The following is a 15,540-nucleotide window of genomic DNA, read 5'->3' as shown; positions in this document are numbered from 1 at the left end:
GCTCCTACCAGTACAGCACTCAGCGCAGCCCCAGTTGCCCCTTGAGATAGGCGTACAACATCGCCGCACTCTTGCGATAACCCTCGGCAGTCAGGTGCACCAGGTCTGGTCGCCCCAGGCCGCTGGCCTGCCAGGCGACAATCGAGCACGGCCCGCCCATCTCTGCCTGCCAATCCCAGAACAGTGCCTTGTACTTCTGCGCCGCCTGGCGCTGGATGCGGATCACGCTCGCCAGCGGCTGTGGCTGGCGCGCAGCGCAACTGGCGGCCTTGCGCTGCTTGATCGAATCGGGCGGCCCGACCAGCAGGATCGCCGCCTTGGGCATTTCCTGGCGCAACCGGGCCAAGGTGGCCTCCAACTGCGACTGGTACAGGGCAAGATCGAGCTTGTCGTCGAAGGCTTCGTTGGTGCCATAGGCCAGGATCACCAGGTCAGGCCGCAGCGCCTTAAGCGTGCCTTGCCAACCCGCCTGCCACTTGTCGACCACCTCCAGCCGTGCGCCGTTGATACCCAGCGACGAATAGGTGACCCCGGCGTTTTTCTGGCCCTGGATATACCAACCACCCAGCGCCACGCCCTGGACACCCTCCACACTCAGTTGCACCGGCAGGCCGAGATTGATGAAGGCTGGGCTGAAGCGCCACTCACCGTTGGTGGCCGGCAGCATGCGGCGCTGGCTGCCGTTGGCCACCAACGTGCTGCTGCGCGTTGCCTGATACAGGGCCGAGATCCGGTAGCGTTGTGCGTCGGGGTCGCGGGCCTGGATCTTCACGCCGGGGCGATCGACCACCGGCAACGACAAGTAGCCACCCAACGGAAACTGGCTGCTCTGCTGGTTGCGCGCAGAAACCAGTTCCCACTGACGGCGCTCGCTGGTGACGATCACGCGGTCGTTGCGAATTCCCGGCACGGGCGAAGCCGGCACCAGGCCAATGCCACCGTCGCCATAGCGGGCCTGCAGCAGCTTGCGCAACTCACCGCTGAACAGGTCGGCAGCGGTGTGCGAATCACCCAGCTGGACGATGGAAATGGGCGCACGGCCGGCGTTGCGGAACTTGCCGGCGAGCAGCGCGAGGTTGCCGTCGTCGCGCACATTGGCGACAACGGCGGGCTTGGCCGCAGGCTGGGGTGGCGCGCTGGCGCCGGTGCTGCACGCGGGCAAGGCGCTGATCAGCAGCGCCACGCCCAGCAGGTGATGCCATAGGCGCATCTCAATGTCCTGTTGCAGTCAGGACCGGGAAGCTGATCAGTGACAGTACCTGCGCGGCGATCATCTTCTGGCCCGTGATGGTGAAATGAATGCCGTCGTCGACCCGGACCTTGACCCGCTTGCCCTCCGGCGTCTGCACCGTATACGAGAACTGCTCGTCGGGATAGCCGAGAATCGGGTTGGCCGAGACGTAGTGCTGGCCGAATTGCTTGGTGCGCTCCTGATAAAGGCCACTGAGGTAGCTCATCGCCGTCGACAGCCGCGACTTCTCCATGTTCGGCGGGCCGACCCAGATCACCTGGACATTGTGCTCGCGGGCCTGCTCGAGGATCGCGTCGATGCGCTCACGGTAGGCCACTTCCCACTCCGGCGACTTGAAACGCAGGAACGGCTTGCCCTTGCCCTGGGGCATGTCCCACGGGTCGTTAGGGCCGAGGAATACCACCATCAGGCGGACCTTCGGCGCGCTGGCGAGCGTGTCGGCCACGGTCTTCGGCCAGTTGAAGAAGCCCGGGTAGGCAAGCCCGGTGCTCTGCCGACTGAGGTTGATGGTGTGGATCTGGTAGCGCTTGCGCAGGCTGTTGGCCAGGTGCGGGGCGACGCCCTGCATCAGCGAGTCCCCCACCAGGAACACTTCATCGCCCGCCGCCAACGACGCCAGGGTGCCCGGTGCCACCATCTGCGGCAGCGGTGGCTTCACGACCACGGCAGCGGGCGGTGGCGCCGGTGCCGGTGCCGGTGCCGGTGCCGGTGCGACAGGGTGCGGGGCAGCTGCAGCGACATGCTCAGGCCTGGCCACAGGCGCCTGCAGATCGACACTCACCACCGGCATCGGCGGCGGCAGTTCCACCACAGGCTCTGTACTCGCCACCGCAACCTGCCCGTTGAGGCTGTCGAGGAAGCTGTCACGGCCCTGCTCCAGCGCTGTGGTCAGGCCCGCGCCCAGGCGCCAGGCTGGCAACTGCCCCAGCACCGGCAGTTCGCAACTGTCGTGATACTTCTGCTGGCAATACAGGCTGATCGAGTCCTGGTTCAGCCAGAACAGCAGGCCTGTGGCGACCACCATGGCATACAGCGTGCGCGCCGCGCCCATCTGCACCCGGACCAGCTGACGGATATCAGAAGCTTGCATAGATGAACCCCGGCACACCCGATTGCGACGCGAAGATCACCAGCGACACGAAGATCGCCAGTGGCAGTGGGTACAGTTGCCAGGGCAGGCGCTGGCTAGCTACGAAGCCCTGGCGCAGGGACGCCAGCCACTGTGGATACGTGGCGACGTACAACACACAGGCCAGCAGCGCTACACCGGTGGCCGAGTCGAGCCCGGCCAGGCTGACCTGGGCGATATCGCCAAGCATCTCCCAGGCGCCATCCAGGGTTGGGCTGCGGAAGAAGATCCAGGCGAAGGCGACGTAGTGGAACGTCAGCAGGCGCGCCAGCAGCCCGCTGCCCGGCAGGCGCACAAAGCCTGGGCACAACTGCTCGAACAGCTTGTACAGCGCCAGCCCCACCCCATGCAGCGCACCCCAGAGAATGAAATTCAGACTCGCGCCGTGCCACAGCCCGGAGATCAGCATGGCCAACAGCATGTTCAGGTTGCCGCGCCACACCCCTTTGCGATTGCCGCCCAGGGGGATGTAGATGTAGTCACGAATGAAGCGCGACAGGCTGATGTGCCAGCGCCCCCAGAACTCCTTGAGGTTGCGCGCGGCATAAGGCGCGTTGAAGTTCTCCGGCAGGCGAAAACCCAGCAGCAGGGCGATGCCGGTGACCAGGTTGGTATAGCCGCTGAAGTTGAAATAGATCAGGAAGCTGTAGCCATAGACGCTGAGCAGCACCTGCTCGGGCGTGAAGCTGCCCGGGGTTTCGAATACCGGATCGACCCACTGGCTGCCCAGCCAGCCGCTGAGCAGGAACAGCTTGACCACCGCCAGGGCGATCAGGCCAAGCGCCCGCTGCGGCTCCAGCACTTCACGCATGGCCTGCGGGCGGATCTGCGGCAGCAGATGCGCCGCGCGATTGACCGGGCCTGCGATCAGGCTGGGGAAGAAGGCGAGGTACAGGGCCAGGTCCAGCGGCGGCGCCGAGACCATCTCGCCGCGGTTGATCGACACCAGGTAGCTGACCGAATGGAAGGCATAGAACGAAAGGCCGATCGGCACCAGCAGCTCGAGCACCGGCAGCGACACCTCGAGCCCGACAGCCGTGAATGCGCCCTGCACACTGGCGGCGAAGAACTCCTGGTACTTGAAGAGGTAGAAACACCCCAATACCAGCGCCAGCAGCAAAACGCCATTGAGCCAGCGGCCGGGCTGGCGCGCAGCCAGCAACCCCAGCAGATACACCAGCACGCTGTAGCCGAGCAGGATGTACAACGATTGCAGGCTGAAACTCGCCACCAGCCCGTAGCTGGCCGCAAGCAGCAGCAGATTCTGCAGGCGCAGGCTCCAGCACAGGCTCCAGTAGACAATGAAGAAGAGCGTGAAACAGAGGCCGAATTCGATCGAAAGGAAGCTCACAACGTAGTCCGTTACGTGACGTCGAGAAGAAGATGGCCCAAGGCCATCAAGATGCCCAGGCCAGAGCGCGCGGGATTATGGCAGAGCCCCCATGGGGTCACAATCCGACCACGTCTCAAATTGCAATAAGAAACTTCTGAAGCAAGTGCAACAAAATACTACCAACGGATTGCCTCCTGGGAGGTACCGCAATTTGCTCCCCCCGCCCCGCTCTGCTAGTGTCGCGCCGTTAAAAACGCCACCGAGACAGTCGCCATGGCCCGCAAGAAAACCTCCATCGATTTCGAACAATCCCTCGCCGACCTGCAAGCCTTGGTCGAGCGCCTGGAGACCGGCGAGCTGTCGCTGGAAGAGTCGCTGGCAGCGTTCGAGCAGGGGATCGCCCTGACCCGCGACTGCCAGGGCGCGCTGGCCCAGGCCGAACAGAAGGTGCAGATCCTCCTGGAGCGTGACGGCGAACTGGCCGCCGAGCCCTTCGACGCGGAACCGCAGGAATGATCAACAGCTACCAGAGCGCCTGCCAGGCGCGCGTCGACGCCGCCCTCGAGCCGCTGTTCGTGGCGCCGTCCAAGGAGCTCGAACGGCTCTACGCAGCGATGCGCTACAGCGTGATGAACGGCGGCAAGCGTGTACGCCCGCTGCTCGCCTACGCCGCCTGCGAAGCCTTTGGCGTTGCGCCCGAGCAAGCCAACGGCGCAGCCTGCGCGGTAGAGCTGATCCATGCCTACTCGCTGGTGCATGACGACCTGCCGGCCATGGACGACGACGACCTGCGCCGCGGTCAGCCGACCACCCACAAGGCATTTGACGAAGCCTGCGCGATCCTCGCTGGCGACGGCCTGCAGAGCCTGGCCTTCAGCGCGCTGCTCGATGCGCGCCTGAGCCCGCAGCCTGACGCCATCCGCCTGGCCATGGTCCAGGCCCTGGCCAAGGCCGCAGGCCCGGCCGGCATGGTCGGCGGCCAGGCCATCGACCTCGGTTCGGTCGGGGTCAAGCTCGACCAGCAGGCCCTGGAATACATGCACCGGCACAAGACCGGCGCACTGATCGAGGCCAGCGTGCGTCTCGGCGCCCTGGCCAGCGGCCGTGCCGAAGCCACCCAACTGGATGCCTTGCAGACTTATGCACAGGCCATCGGCCTCGCGTTCCAGGTGCAGGACGACATCCTCGACGTCGAAAGCGATACCGCCACCCTGGGCAAGCGCCAGGGCGCCGACATCGCTCGTGACAAACCAACCTACCCCGCCCTGCTCGGCCTGGATGCCGCCAAGGCCTATGCGATCGAACTGCGCGACCAGGCGCTGGTCGCACTTGAAGGGTTCGGCGAAAGCGCCGAGCCGCTGCGGGCGCTGGCGCGCTATATCGTCGAGCGCCGCCATTAAGCGTTGATGCCAATCCCCTGTGGGAGCGGGTTTACCCGCGAATGCGATGCCGGGCCTACCGCCGTCTTCGCGGGTAAACCCGCTCCCACAGGGTCGGCGTAACCCGTGGTCCAATGGGCACTTTTCCCACAATGGGGTAAACTGCCGCGTCTTCAAACCTATAACGACTCGCCTGATGCCCACGACGTTTCAAGAGATCCCCCGCGAACGCCCGGTCACGCCTCTGCTGGACCGCGCCGACACGCCAGCCGGCCTGCGCCGGCTAGCCGAAGCCGACCTGGAGAGCCTGGCCGACGAACTGCGCCAGGAGCTGCTCTATACAGTTGGCCAGACCGGTGGGCACTTCGGCGCAGGCCTCGGCGTCATCGAGCTGACGATCGCCCTGCACTACGTCTTCGACACCCCGGACGATCGTCTGGTATGGGACGTCGGTCATCAGGCCTACCCGCACAAGATCCTCACCGGTCGTCGCCAGCGCATGCTCAGCCTGCGTCAGAAAGACGGCGTCGCTGCCTTCCCGCGCCGCAGCGAGAGCGAGTACGACACCTTCGGCGTCGGCCACTCCAGCACCTCGATCAGCGCCGCACTGGGCATGGCCATCGCCGCCCGTCTGCAGAACGACCCGCGCAAGTCCATCGCCGTGATCGGTGACGGCGCGCTGACCGCTGGCATGGCCTTCGAAGCGTTGAACCATGCCCAGGAAGTCGATGCCGACATGCTGGTGATCCTCAACGACAACGACATGTCGATCTCGCGCAACGTCGGCGGGCTGTCCAACTACCTGGCCAAGATCCTGTCCAGCCGCACCTACGCGAGCATGCGCGAAGGCAGCAAGAAAGTGCTGTCGCGCCTGCCCGGCGCCTGGGAGATCGCCCGGCGCACCGAAGAGTACGCCAAGGGCATGCTGGTGCCCGGCACCCTGTTCGAGGAGCTGGGCTGGAACTACATCGGCCCGATCGACGGTCATGACCTGCCGACGCTGATCGCCACCCTGCGCAACATGCGCGACCTGAAGGGCCCGCAGTTCCTGCACGTGGTCACCAAGAAAGGCAAGGGTTTCGCCCCCGCCGAGGTCGACCCGATCGGCTACCACGCCATCACCAAGCTCGAACCTGTCGACAAGCCCGTCGCACCGAAAAAGCCCAGCGGGCCCAAGTATTCCGCCGTGTTCGGGCAGTGGCTGTGCGACATGGCTGCCGCCGACAACCGCCTGGTGGGCATCACTCCGGCAATGAAGGAAGGTTCGGACCTGGTCGCCTTCAGCGAGCGCTTCCCGGAGCGCTACTTCGACGTGGCGATCGCCGAGCAGCACGCCGTCACCTTCGCTGCCGGCATGGCCTGTGAAGGCGCCAAGCCGGTGGTGGCGATCTACTCGACCTTCCTGCAGCGCGCCTACGACCAACTGATCCACGACGTGGCGGTACAGGACCTCGACGTGCTGTTCGCCATCGACCGCGCCGGCCTGGTCGGCGAGGACGGCCCGACCCACGCTGGCAGCTTCGACCTCTCGTACCTGCGCTGCATCCCCGGGATGCTGGTGATGACGCCGAGCGACGAGAACGAGCTGCGCAAGATGCTCAGCACCGGGCACCTGTACAAAGGCCCGGCCGCCGTACGCTACCCGCGCGGCACCGGCCCCAACGCGCCGATCGACGGCGACCTGGAGCCGCTGGAAATCGGCAAGGGTGTGATTCGTCGCCAGGGTTCGAAAGTCGCGCTGCTGGTGTTCGGCGTGCAACTGACCGAAGCGCTGCAGGTGGCCGAGCAGATCGATGCCACGGTGGTCGACATGCGCTTCGTCAAGCCGCTCGACGAAGCGCTTGTACTGGAGATGGCCGGCAGCCATGAGCTGCTGGTGACCATCGAGGAAAACGCCATCATGGGCGGCGCCGGTGCGGCGGTCAGCGAGTTCCTGGCGCGTGAGGCGGTGGTCAAGCCACTGCTGCACCTGGGCTTGCCGGATATCTATGTCGAGCATGCCAAGCCTGCGCAGATGCTGGCCGAGTGCGGGCTGGATGCTGCTGGCATCGAGGCCTCAGTGAAAGCCCGCATGGCCAAGCTCGGCCTGTAAGGCCCTTTCGCGCGCAAGCCCGCTCCCACAGGGATTGCACAGTATTCGAGTACTGTAGAAACCCTGTGGGAGCGGGCTCGCCCGCGAATGCTATTGTACTGCCCATGAAAATCCTGACCTTTGCACCGCTGCTCTGCCTCCCTCTGCCCTTGCTGGCCGCCGAACGCGACAACGCCCTGAAGCTCCCCGACGTGCTGATCAGCGCCAACCGCGAAGTCGAATCGCGCAGCGCCACCAGCGCCGCCAACACGGTCTTCACCCGCGCCGACATCGACCGCCTGCAACCCTCCAGCGTCAACGACCTGCTGACCCGCGTGCCCGGCGTGCAAGTCGCCCCCACCGGTGGCCGCGGCAGCCTGCCCGGGATTTTCATCCGCGGCACCAAGGCCGCGCAGAGCCTGGTGCTGGTCGATGGTGTACGCATTGCCAACGCCACCTCCGGCGACAGCGGCCTGCAGTTTCTCGACGTCGACCAGATCGAGCGCGTCGAAGTGCTGCGCGGCTCGCGCTCGGCGGTCTACGGCAGCGACGCCATCGGTGGGGTGATCCAGATCTTCACCCGACGCGCCAGCGGCCCCGGCCTGCAACCGCGGCTGCGCCTGGCGGCCGGCAGCAACCAGACCTTCCAGCGCAGCCTGGGACTGTCCGGTGGCGATGGCCAGACACGCTTCAACCTCGGCGCCAGCCTCGACGAAACCGCAGGCATCGATTCGACCGGGCCGTCCTTCGCCAGCGATGGCGATCACGACGCCTACCGCAACAAGGCTTTCAACCTGAGCCTGAGCCACACCTTCGGTGAGCGCTTCGAGGCCGGGGCGAACCTGCTCGACAGCCGGGGGCGCAGCGAATACGACAACCCCTTCGGCCGATTCGACCCCGTCAGATTCGAAAGCTTCGGCCAGAAACCCTACACCGACTTCACCGTCAGCAGCCTGGGCACCTATATCGATGCCCAGCTCAGCGACCTCTGGCATTCGCGCGTGGAGATCGGCCATAGCGAGAACCGCGACCGCAAGCGCGACAAGCTCAGCGACGATGGCAGCGTGTTCAACACCTATCGCGACCAGATCACTTGGCAGAATGATCTCGCCCTCGATGCACGGAACAACCTCTCGCTGGGCGCCGACTGGTATCAGGACCGGGTGCACGGCAGCACCGACTTCGCCGAGGACAGCCGCTACAACCGGGCAGCCTTCCTCCAGCATCGCTACAGCGGCGAACGTTTCTCCACCGAATTGGGCGTGCGGCGCGATCAGAACCAGCAGTTCGGCGGCCAGACCACCTGGAGCGCCAGCCTGACCCTGCCGCTGAACACCGACAACGACGTGCTGCTGTCGTACAGCGAAGGGTTTCGTGCCCCCACCTTTAACGACCTGTACTACCCGCAGTACAGCAACCCTGACCTCGACCCTGAGCGCTCCAGGAGCTATGAACTGCAATGGCGCAGCCAGTTGAGCGATAGCAGCCGCCTGGAAACCTCGCTGTACCGCACCGATCTGCGCGATGCGATCATCTTCGGCGAGGGCTCGATCCCGCGAAACGTTGCCTCGGCGCGGATCAACGGCATGGAGATGTCACTGACCCAGGACTGGGGGCCCTGGCGCAGCCAGCTTGGCCTTGCGCTGATCGACCCACGTGACCGTGACACCGGCCATACCCTGGCTCGCCGCGCCCGCCGAACCTTGAGCCTGGACCTGGACCGACAGTTCGAGCGCTTCAGTGTGGGGGCGAGCTGGCAGGCGTTGAGCAACAGCTATGACGACGAGGCCAATCGCAACAGGCTCGGCGGATATGCACTGCTGGGCCTGCGCGGCAGCTGGGCGGCAAGTGATGCGCTGAAGTTCGAGGCCAAGGTGGATAACTTGCTGGACAAAGGCTACAGCCGCGCGCTCTACAACTATGACGGCAGTGACTACGGCTACCGCGAAGAAGGCCGCACCTGGCTGCTGAGCCTTACCTGGACACCGGCGCTGTAGACGCCAGCAGCGCACACAGGCGCGCCGTCGCTTCGATCATTTGTCCGCTGGGGCGCTCCAGGCCCTTGTCGGGCACCACCAGCAGGTGCCCACCGGCAACGGCGCTGAGCTTTGGCCAGGCCTTCCAACCAGCCAACTGCGCAGCGTCGCCGGCCAGGATCACATCAGGGTCGCGCGCCAGCACCGACTCGACGCTCACCTGCGGCGCAGGCTGCTCAAGGTCGGCAAAGACGTTGCGCGCCCCACAGACCGCCAGTGCATCACTCACCACCTGACGGCCACCCAGGGTGTACAACGGCTGATCCCAGACCTGATAGAACACCTTGAGTGGCTGTTCGCGGCGATAGCGCTCGCGCAGTTCGGTCAGGCGCTCGCGCAGCCTCTCAGCGTAGCGCTGCCCCTGCTCGGCACGCCCCAGGCGCACGGCGATGGCCTGGATCTGCTCGATCAGTTGCTCAAGGTCGTGGGGCTCGCTGCTGAACGTGGCAATCCCCAGCTGACGCAACTGGTCGCGCTGGGCCGGAGGCACGCTGCCGGGCCAGAGCAGCAGCAGGTCGGGCTTGAGCGCCAGCAGGTGCTCCATGTCCAGTTGCCCGTAGCGCCCGACCGATGGCAGATCCTTCAGACGCTGCGGCCGCTCGCCGCTGTCGAGCACGCCCACCAGCAAATCGTCCGCTTCAAGCTCCAGGACGATCTCGGTCATCGACGGCCCGAGGCTGATCACGCGCGGCCCAGCCTCGGCAAATGCACCGATCGACAGCAGCACGGCAACGAAAAAGGCGCGCATCAGCCCAGTTGGCGCGGGATGCGGTAAAGGTAGAGCAGCACCACGGTGGACAACGCCAACAGCACCTGAGGCACCGCCTCCAGCCCCACCAGCACCGAGAGCGCGGCGATCCAGGCCGGGAAGCAGGCGTAGGTCATGGCCAGGCGACGAACCCGCGCCAGTTCGATCCAGGCGGCGGGCTCTTCGGGGGTGTCGAGCACTTTCGAGGTGGCGATCAGCGCTCGTTTGTAGGCACCGAAGCGCGGCAGGCTGAGAAACATGGTGGCGGCACCGGCAATGAACAGTGGCATCGCCAGCACCGGAATCAGCGCTTCACTGCCCCCAAAGGCCCAGGCCATGACCGGTAGCGGCACCAGCCCGACAGCCAGATACTGCCACCAGGCCAGCGCCAGGCGCCGCTTCACCTGGCCACGGGTCACGCCTGGGGCGCCTCGCCCTGGTGACGGTTGCCCATCATGTGACCGAGCTTGTCGGCCTTGGTCGCCAGGTACAGGCGGTTGTGCGGGTTGTGGCCAGTGTGCAGCGGCACGCGTTCGGCAACCACGATGTTCATGTCGGTCAGGGCTTTGACCTTGCGTGGGTTATTGGTCATCAGGCGCAGCGACTTGACGCCCAGGTGCTCGAGCATCGGCAGGCACATGGCGTAGTCTCGCTGGTCGGCCGCAAAGCCCAGGCGCTCGTTGGCCTCGACGGTATCGGCACCGCCATCCTGCAGCTCATAGGCGCGGATCTTGTTCAACAGGCCGATGCCTCGACCTTCCTGACGCAGGTACAGCAGCACGCCACGACCTTCACGGGCGATGGCCTGCAGCGCGGCTTCCAGTTGAGAGCCGCAGTCGCAACGCTGGCTGAACAGAGCGTCGCCGGTCAGGCATTCGGAGTGCAGACGCCCGAGCACCGGTTCACCGTCGGCGATATCACCCAGGCTGAGCACCACATGCTCGCGGCCGGTGGCTTCGTCGAGAAAGCCGTGCATGGTGAATGTCGCAAAGGGCGTTGGGAGTTTGGAGGCGGCAACAAAGACGACGGGCACGTTGTGCTCCTGATAAGTAGGAAATTTCAATGGGCCAGATTGTATCAGCAGCCCAGCGGGCATGCGCAGGCTGAATCTCGCGGCCTAAGATCGAAAAGTTCGATGCATAGGCTCGCCAGATACGCCCCCGTGGTCGGAGCCTCGGCGATCAATGCGGCTGGCTGTCGGAAGCGAACGGGTACGGCTGCTTCCAGCGTTCGAAGATCGAGCGCAGCTCGCCACTGCGTACCAGCTTCTCCATGCGCTGGTCGAACAGGTCGCGCAGGGCCTTGCCTTGATCGCTGCGGGTAAAGGCCAGGTACAGCGGCAGCTCAGCGATGTGGGTGCGGCGGAAGTCCTGCGGCTTGCTGGCCTGGTGCAGCACGTAATCCACTTCGGTTTCGGCATCGATATAGAAATCCACCCGGTCATGCTCCAGCATCGGCAGGATGCCTTCGCGGCGCTGGATCTCGCGGAAGTTTTTCACATCGGGCAGGTAGCTCTGGTAGTCATAGCCGCGCACCCACGCCAGGCGGTACTCGCCGACGCTGTTCAGCGTCGGAACCGGCTTGCTGGCAAGCCCCAATGCATAGATATGGTCCATATCGAAGTGCCAGCGCGGGTAGAGGTTGTCGTCGTTCTCCTGCTTGTACGAACCCACCCAGGCGTCGGCCTCGCCGCGCTTGACCAGCCCGACTGCACGGCTGTAAGGCGCGCTCGTTACCTCGACCTTCACCCCGGCCGGTTCGAACACCTTGCGCAGCACATCCCAGGCAACCCCGCTGCCATCGGCGTTGGTGTAGTCGATCCACTCCTCGCTGACCAGCCGCACCTGCTTCGGCAGCTCGGCGGCCCCGGCACTCCAGGGCAGGAAAACCAGTATCAGCGCCAGTAGCACAGTCCGTATGGCCATCGACCCGCTCCCTGTATCAGGCTACCGCCCAAACCAGTACCTGCATGCCCAGCCAGGCAAACACGCCGGCCAGGATATCGTCGAGCATGATGCCGACACCGCCGTGCACATGGCGGTCGATCCAGCGGATCGGCCAAGGCTTGAGGATGTCGAAGAAGCGGAACATCAGGAACCCTGCGAGCAGCCACTGCCAACCTTCGGGCACCAGCCACAAGGTGATCCACATGCCGACCATCTCGTCCCAGACGATGCCTTCATGATCGTGCACGCGCAAGTCATTCGCCACCTTGCCGCACAGCCAGAAGCCGAACAGCATGGTGATTCCCAGCAGCAGCCAGTAGCCCCAATCCGGCAGCATCTGCCACAGCGGGATGAACGGCAGCGCCACCAGCGAGCCCCAGGTGCCCGGCGCCTTGGGCAAGGTACCGGAGCCGAAGCCGAACGCGATGAAGTGCCATGGATTGCGCCAGACCGAAGGCGGAACGAACTCCGCAGGCACCTGATTGGGGTGGTCGGTCACGGTGTCTCCCTGAAATGTTGATAGCCCCGTTGCGTGGGGGTGATGTCACGACCCTGGCGATCACGCAGCGTGACGCCCTGCCCGTCCAGGACGCGGCCGATGACATGGACATGGATGAACCCCGGCAGCTGCAATGCCTGGTGTTGCGCGGCGGGGATGGTGAAGGCCAGCACATAGTCGTCGCCGCCGGTGAGCGCCGCGTGCGCGGCAGCGTCACGCCCGAGGAAAGCCTCCAGTTCGGTAGATACCGGAACCTGATGCTGGTTCACTTCGAGGGCGACGCCCGAGGCCCGGGCGATATGACCGCAGTCCGCAAGCAGGCCGTCGGAAACGTCCAGCGCCGCCGTGGCATGGCCACGCAGCAGCTCGCCCAAGGTGAGCTGCGGCATCGGCGACCAGTACTGCGCAAGCAGCGCCTGGGCCTGTTCAGCCGGCGCCTGGCGCTCGCCCAACACCAGCGGCAAGGCCCCTGCGGCGTTGCCCAGGTTGCCGCCGACACACAGCAGGTCGCCCGGCCTGGCACCGTCACGGCGCAAGGCCTGCCCGGCCGGAACCCGGCCAAACACGGTGACGGTTATGCTCAGGGGGCCGCGGGTGGTGTCGCCGCCGATCAGGCTCATGCGACAGCGGTGGGCCATGCGCTGCAGACCTTGGGCATAGGCTTGCAGCCAATCCGCGCTGACCTCCGGCAAGGTCAGGGCCAGGGTGAAGCCGATGGCAGTCGCGCCCATGGCCGCCAGGTCGCTCGCGGCCACGGCCAACGAGCGCTGGCCGAGCAGCGAGGGGTCGCAGACTGCCGGGAAGTGCACACCTGCGACCAGCGTGTCGGTGGAGACTGCCAGCTGTTCGCCGGCCGGCAGCTCCAGCAGGGCGCAATCGTCACCGATCCCCAGGGCCACGCCGTTACCGCCCTGCGCACAAGGCGCGGCGGCAAAGAAGTGACGGATCAGCTCGAACTCACCCATGGCTCGTCAGCGCCGCGATCAGCGCTTGTTGGCCTTGACTTCAGCTTCGCGCAGGTTGGGCGCGAGCTTGTCGAGCACACCGTTGACGAACTTGTGGCCATCGGTGGCACCGAAGACCTTGGCCAGCTCCACGCCTTCGTTGATCACCACGCGGTACGGTACGTCGACGCGCTTGATGAACTCCCAGGTGGACAGACGCAGCACGGCCAGCTCGACCGGGTCGAGTTCGTCCAGTGCCAGGTCCAGGCAAGGGCTGAGTGCGCTGTCGATTTCGCCCTTGATTGCCGGAACCCCGTGGAGGATTTCACGGAAATAGGCACCGTCGACATCGGAGAAATCGTTATCGACCCGGAACTGAGCCTCGATCTCGTTCAGCGAATGCTGCGCCATGTGCCACTGGTAGAGCGCTTGCGTGGCGAGCTTGCGGGCTTCGCGACGCTTGGCACTCTTGGAGGGCTTGCCGGCATCCGCAGGTTTTGGATCGCGCGGGTTGAAACGATCGCTGTCGTCGCTAATCACTTGGCCTCCAACTGCGCCAGCAGGCTGACCATTTCCAGGGCGGACAGGGCAGCTTCGGCACCTTTGTTACCGGCTTTGGTGCCGGAACGCTCGATGGCTTGCTCGATGGAGTCGACGGTCAGCACGCCGAAGGATACCGGAACGCCGAACTCCATGGACACCTGGGCCAGGCCCTTGGTGCATTCGCCCGCCACGTATTCGAAGTGCGGGGTACCGCCACGGATCACTGCACCCAGGGCGATGATCGCGCTGTAGTCGCCTTGCTGGGCGACTTTCTGTGCCACCAGCGGGATCTCGAAGGCACCCGGGGCACGGATGATGGTGATGTCGCTTTCGCTGACGCCATGGCGAACCAGGGCATCGACGGCACCGCTCACCAGGCTTTCGACGACGAAGCTGTTGAAGCGGCCAACCACCAAAGCATAGCGACCTTTGGGGGCGATGAAGGTACCTTCGATGGTCTTCAGGGTCATTCCGGTATTCTCATATTAAAGAGCGAGGCCGCACCAGGCGGCCTTCGGGAGGGTTCGGACACGAGCGCCAGGACAATGCTGGCGCACCTGTGTCACTCGGAGGGCACGTATTCTACAACTTCCAGATCGAATCCGGATATCGCGTTGAACTTCATCGGCGAGCTCATCAGGCGCATCTTGCGCACACCGAGGTCGCGCAGGATCTGCGAACCGGCACCCACGGTGCTGTAGGTGCTCGGCACCTTGGCCTGCACATCGCCCGCGCTTTCGCGGATATGCGCCAGCAGCACATCGCCGTCCAGCGGGTGACCCAGCAGCAGCACCACGCCGCTGCCGGCCTCGGCCACTGCGGCCATGGCCGCGCGCAGGCTCCAACGGCCCGGCTGCTTGACCAGCAGCAGGTCACGCAGCGGATCCATGTTGTGCACACGCACCAGGGTCGGCTCTTCGGCGCAGATCTTGCCCAGCGTCAGCGCCATGTGCACGTCGCCTTCCACCGAGTCACGGTAGGTGACCAGGTTGAACTGGCCCAGCTCGCTTTCGACCGGCTGTTCGGAGACGCGCTGCACGGTGCGCTCGTGGATCATGCGGTAGTGGATTAGGTCGGCGATGGTGCCGATCTTGAGGTTGTGCTCGGCGGCGAACACTTCCAGCTCGGCGCGGCGCGACATGGTGCCGTCGTCGTTCATCACTTCGCAGATGACGCCACTCGGCTCGAAACCGGCCATGCGCGCCAGGTCGCAGGCCGCTTCGGTGTGGCCGGCGCGGGCCAGGGTGCCGCCAGGCTGGGCCATCAGCGGGAAGATGTGGCCAGGGCTGACGATGTCCTCGGCCTTGGCGTCCTTCGCGGCGGCAGCCTGCACGGTGCGGGCGCGGTCAGCGGCGGAGATGCCGGTGGTGACGCCCTCGGCGGCCTCGATCGACACGGTGAACTTGGTGCCGAAGCCGGAGCCGTTGCGCGGCGCCATCAGCGGCAGCTTGAGCGTTTCGCAGCGCTCGCGGGTCATCGGCATGCAGATCAGGCCACGGGCGTGCTTGGCCATGAAGTTGATGTGCTCGGGCAGGCAGCACTCGGCTGCCATGATGATGTCGCCTTCGTTTTCGCGGTCTTCGTCATCCATGAGGATGACCATTTTGCCCTGGCGGATGTCTTCGACCAGTTCTTCGATGCTGTTGAGCGCCACGCGGCA

General features: G+C 65.2%; 16 protein-coding genes. 4 read left to right on the top strand and 12 right to left on the bottom strand.

Going from position 1 to position 15,540, the window contains the following annotated elements:
- Positions 1-19: 19 nt before the first annotated feature.
- From AB688_RS05045 to AB688_RS05035, 3 genes are read right to left on the bottom strand one after another with little or no spacing between them, the layout of a single operon-like run.
- Positions 20-1,210: an SGNH/GDSL hydrolase family protein gene (locus AB688_RS05045; RefSeq protein ID WP_063542539.1), complete on the bottom strand. Its 1,191-nt coding sequence runs from the start codon at positions 1,208-1,210 to the stop codon at positions 20-22.
- A gap of 1 nt (position 1,211) precedes the next feature.
- On the bottom strand, positions 1,212-2,342 hold the full coding sequence (locus AB688_RS05040; RefSeq protein WP_063542537.1) for a DUF459 domain-containing protein: 1,131 nt from the start codon (positions 2,340-2,342) through the stop codon (positions 1,212-1,214).
- On the bottom strand, positions 2,329-3,732 hold the full coding sequence (locus AB688_RS05035; RefSeq protein WP_063542535.1) for an MBOAT family O-acyltransferase: 1,404 nt from the start codon (positions 3,730-3,732) through the stop codon (positions 2,329-2,331). The genes AB688_RS05040 and AB688_RS05035 overlap by 14 nt, the downstream gene beginning before the upstream one ends.
- A 255-nt stretch (positions 3,733-3,987) precedes the next feature.
- Here AB688_RS05035 and AB688_RS05030 point away from each other — a divergent pair, with 255 nt between their 5' ends.
- From AB688_RS05030 to AB688_RS05015, 4 genes are all read left to right on the top strand, one after another.
- Entirely contained in the window at positions 3,988-4,230 is a 243-nt protein-coding gene (locus tag AB688_RS05030) for an exodeoxyribonuclease VII small subunit (RefSeq protein ID WP_054892757.1), read from the top strand.
- On the top strand, positions 4,227-5,114 hold the full coding sequence (gene ispA / locus AB688_RS05025) for a (2E,6E)-farnesyl diphosphate synthase (protein ID WP_063542533.1): 888 nt from the start codon (positions 4,227-4,229) through the stop codon (positions 5,112-5,114). The genes AB688_RS05030 and ispA overlap by 4 nt, the downstream gene beginning before the upstream one ends.
- Positions 5,115-5,289: 175 nt before the next feature.
- Positions 5,290-7,185 carry a 1-deoxy-D-xylulose-5-phosphate synthase gene (gene dxs / locus AB688_RS05020; RefSeq protein WP_063542531.1) on the top strand — a complete coding sequence of 632 codons (1,896 nt, stop codon included), beginning with the start codon at positions 5,290-5,292 and terminating at the stop codon, positions 7,183-7,185.
- Between the two features lie 104 nt (positions 7,186-7,289).
- The gene (locus AB688_RS05015; protein ID WP_063542529.1) at positions 7,290-9,161 is read left to right on the top strand and encodes a TonB-dependent receptor domain-containing protein; all 1,872 of its coding nucleotides are present in this window, start codon (positions 7,290-7,292) and stop codon (positions 9,159-9,161) included.
- On the opposite strand, the gene AB688_RS05010 is transcribed toward AB688_RS05015, so the two are convergent.
- The 9 genes from AB688_RS05010 to ribBA form a co-directional block, all read right to left on the bottom strand.
- The gene (locus AB688_RS05010) at positions 9,139-9,948 is read right to left on the bottom strand and encodes a cobalamin-binding protein (RefSeq protein WP_063542527.1); all 810 of its coding nucleotides are present in this window, start codon (positions 9,946-9,948) and stop codon (positions 9,139-9,141) included. The genes AB688_RS05015 and AB688_RS05010 overlap by 23 nt on opposite strands.
- Positions 9,948-10,367 (bottom strand): hypothetical protein, encoded by a 420-nt coding sequence (locus AB688_RS05005; protein WP_063542525.1) that lies wholly within the window; start codon positions 10,365-10,367, stop codon positions 9,948-9,950. The genes AB688_RS05010 and AB688_RS05005 overlap by 1 nt, the downstream gene beginning before the upstream one ends.
- The gene (gene ribA / locus AB688_RS05000; RefSeq protein ID WP_054893604.1) at positions 10,364-10,981 is read right to left on the bottom strand and encodes a GTP cyclohydrolase II; all 618 of its coding nucleotides are present in this window, start codon (positions 10,979-10,981) and stop codon (positions 10,364-10,366) included. The genes AB688_RS05005 and ribA overlap by 4 nt, the downstream gene beginning before the upstream one ends.
- A 148-nt stretch (positions 10,982-11,129) precedes the next feature.
- Positions 11,130-11,873, bottom strand: a complete 744-nt coding sequence (locus tag AB688_RS04995) for a substrate-binding periplasmic protein (RefSeq protein ID WP_063542523.1) — start codon at positions 11,871-11,873, stop codon at positions 11,130-11,132.
- Positions 11,874-11,889: 16 nt separating this feature from the next.
- A complete protein-coding gene (locus AB688_RS04990; protein ID WP_054893602.1) occupies positions 11,890-12,393 on the bottom strand; it encodes a phosphatidylglycerophosphatase A in 504 nt (167 codons plus the stop codon).
- Positions 12,390-13,358 (bottom strand): thiamine-phosphate kinase, encoded by a 969-nt coding sequence (gene thiL, locus AB688_RS04985; RefSeq protein WP_063542521.1) that lies wholly within the window; start codon positions 13,356-13,358, stop codon positions 12,390-12,392. Before thiL ends, AB688_RS04990 begins: the two co-directional genes overlap by 4 nt.
- An 18-nt stretch (positions 13,359-13,376) precedes the next feature.
- Positions 13,377-13,877 carry a transcription antitermination factor NusB gene (nusB, locus tag AB688_RS04980; protein WP_054893600.1) on the bottom strand — a complete coding sequence of 167 codons (501 nt, stop codon included), beginning with the start codon at positions 13,875-13,877 and terminating at the stop codon, positions 13,377-13,379.
- On the bottom strand, positions 13,874-14,350 hold the full coding sequence (ribE, locus tag AB688_RS04975; protein ID WP_054893599.1) for a 6,7-dimethyl-8-ribityllumazine synthase: 477 nt from the start codon (positions 14,348-14,350) through the stop codon (positions 13,874-13,876). The genes nusB and ribE overlap by 4 nt, the downstream gene beginning before the upstream one ends.
- A 92-nt stretch (positions 14,351-14,442) precedes the next feature.
- Positions 14,443-15,534 carry a bifunctional 3,4-dihydroxy-2-butanone-4-phosphate synthase/GTP cyclohydrolase II gene (gene ribBA, locus AB688_RS04970; RefSeq protein WP_054893598.1) on the bottom strand — a complete coding sequence of 364 codons (1,092 nt, stop codon included), beginning with the start codon at positions 15,532-15,534 and terminating at the stop codon, positions 14,443-14,445.
- Positions 15,535-15,540 lie beyond the last annotated feature (6 nt).

Source organism: Pseudomonas putida (genome assembly GCF_001636055.1).
Lineage (GTDB): Bacteria > Pseudomonadota > Gammaproteobacteria > Pseudomonadales > Pseudomonadaceae > Aquipseudomonas > Aquipseudomonas machongensis.
Note: the sequence above shows the minus strand (reverse complement) of the source record. Positions and strands in the feature narration are given on the sequence as shown.

Bases quoted from the DNA above. Each gene is read 5' to 3' on its own strand.
- AB688_RS05045 (WP_063542539.1), bottom strand. From the start codon at position 1,210: ATGCGCCTATGGCATCACCTGCTGGGCGTGGCGCTGCTGATCAGCGCC.
- AB688_RS05040 (WP_063542537.1), bottom strand. From the start codon at position 2,342: ATGCAAGCTTCTGATATCCGTCAGCTGGTCCGGGTGCAGATGGGCGCG.
- AB688_RS05030 (WP_054892757.1), top strand. From the start codon at position 3,988: ATGGCCCGCAAGAAAACCTCCATCGATTTCGAACAATCCCTCGCCGAC.
- ispA (WP_063542533.1), top strand. From the start codon at position 4,227: ATGATCAACAGCTACCAGAGCGCCTGCCAGGCGCGCGTCGACGCCGCC.
- dxs (WP_063542531.1), top strand. From the start codon at position 5,290: ATGCCCACGACGTTTCAAGAGATCCCCCGCGAACGCCCGGTCACGCCT.
- AB688_RS05015 (WP_063542529.1), top strand. From the start codon at position 7,290: ATGAAAATCCTGACCTTTGCACCGCTGCTCTGCCTCCCTCTGCCCTTG.
- AB688_RS05010 (WP_063542527.1), bottom strand. From the start codon at position 9,948: ATGCGCGCCTTTTTCGTTGCCGTGCTGCTGTCGATCGGTGCATTTGCC.
- AB688_RS04995 (WP_063542523.1), bottom strand. From the start codon at position 11,873: ATGGCCATACGGACTGTGCTACTGGCGCTGATACTGGTTTTCCTGCCC.
- thiL (WP_063542521.1), bottom strand. From the start codon at position 13,358: ATGGGTGAGTTCGAGCTGATCCGTCACTTCTTTGCCGCCGCGCCTTGT.
- ribE (WP_054893599.1), bottom strand. From the start codon at position 14,350: ATGACCCTGAAGACCATCGAAGGTACCTTCATCGCCCCCAAAGGTCGC.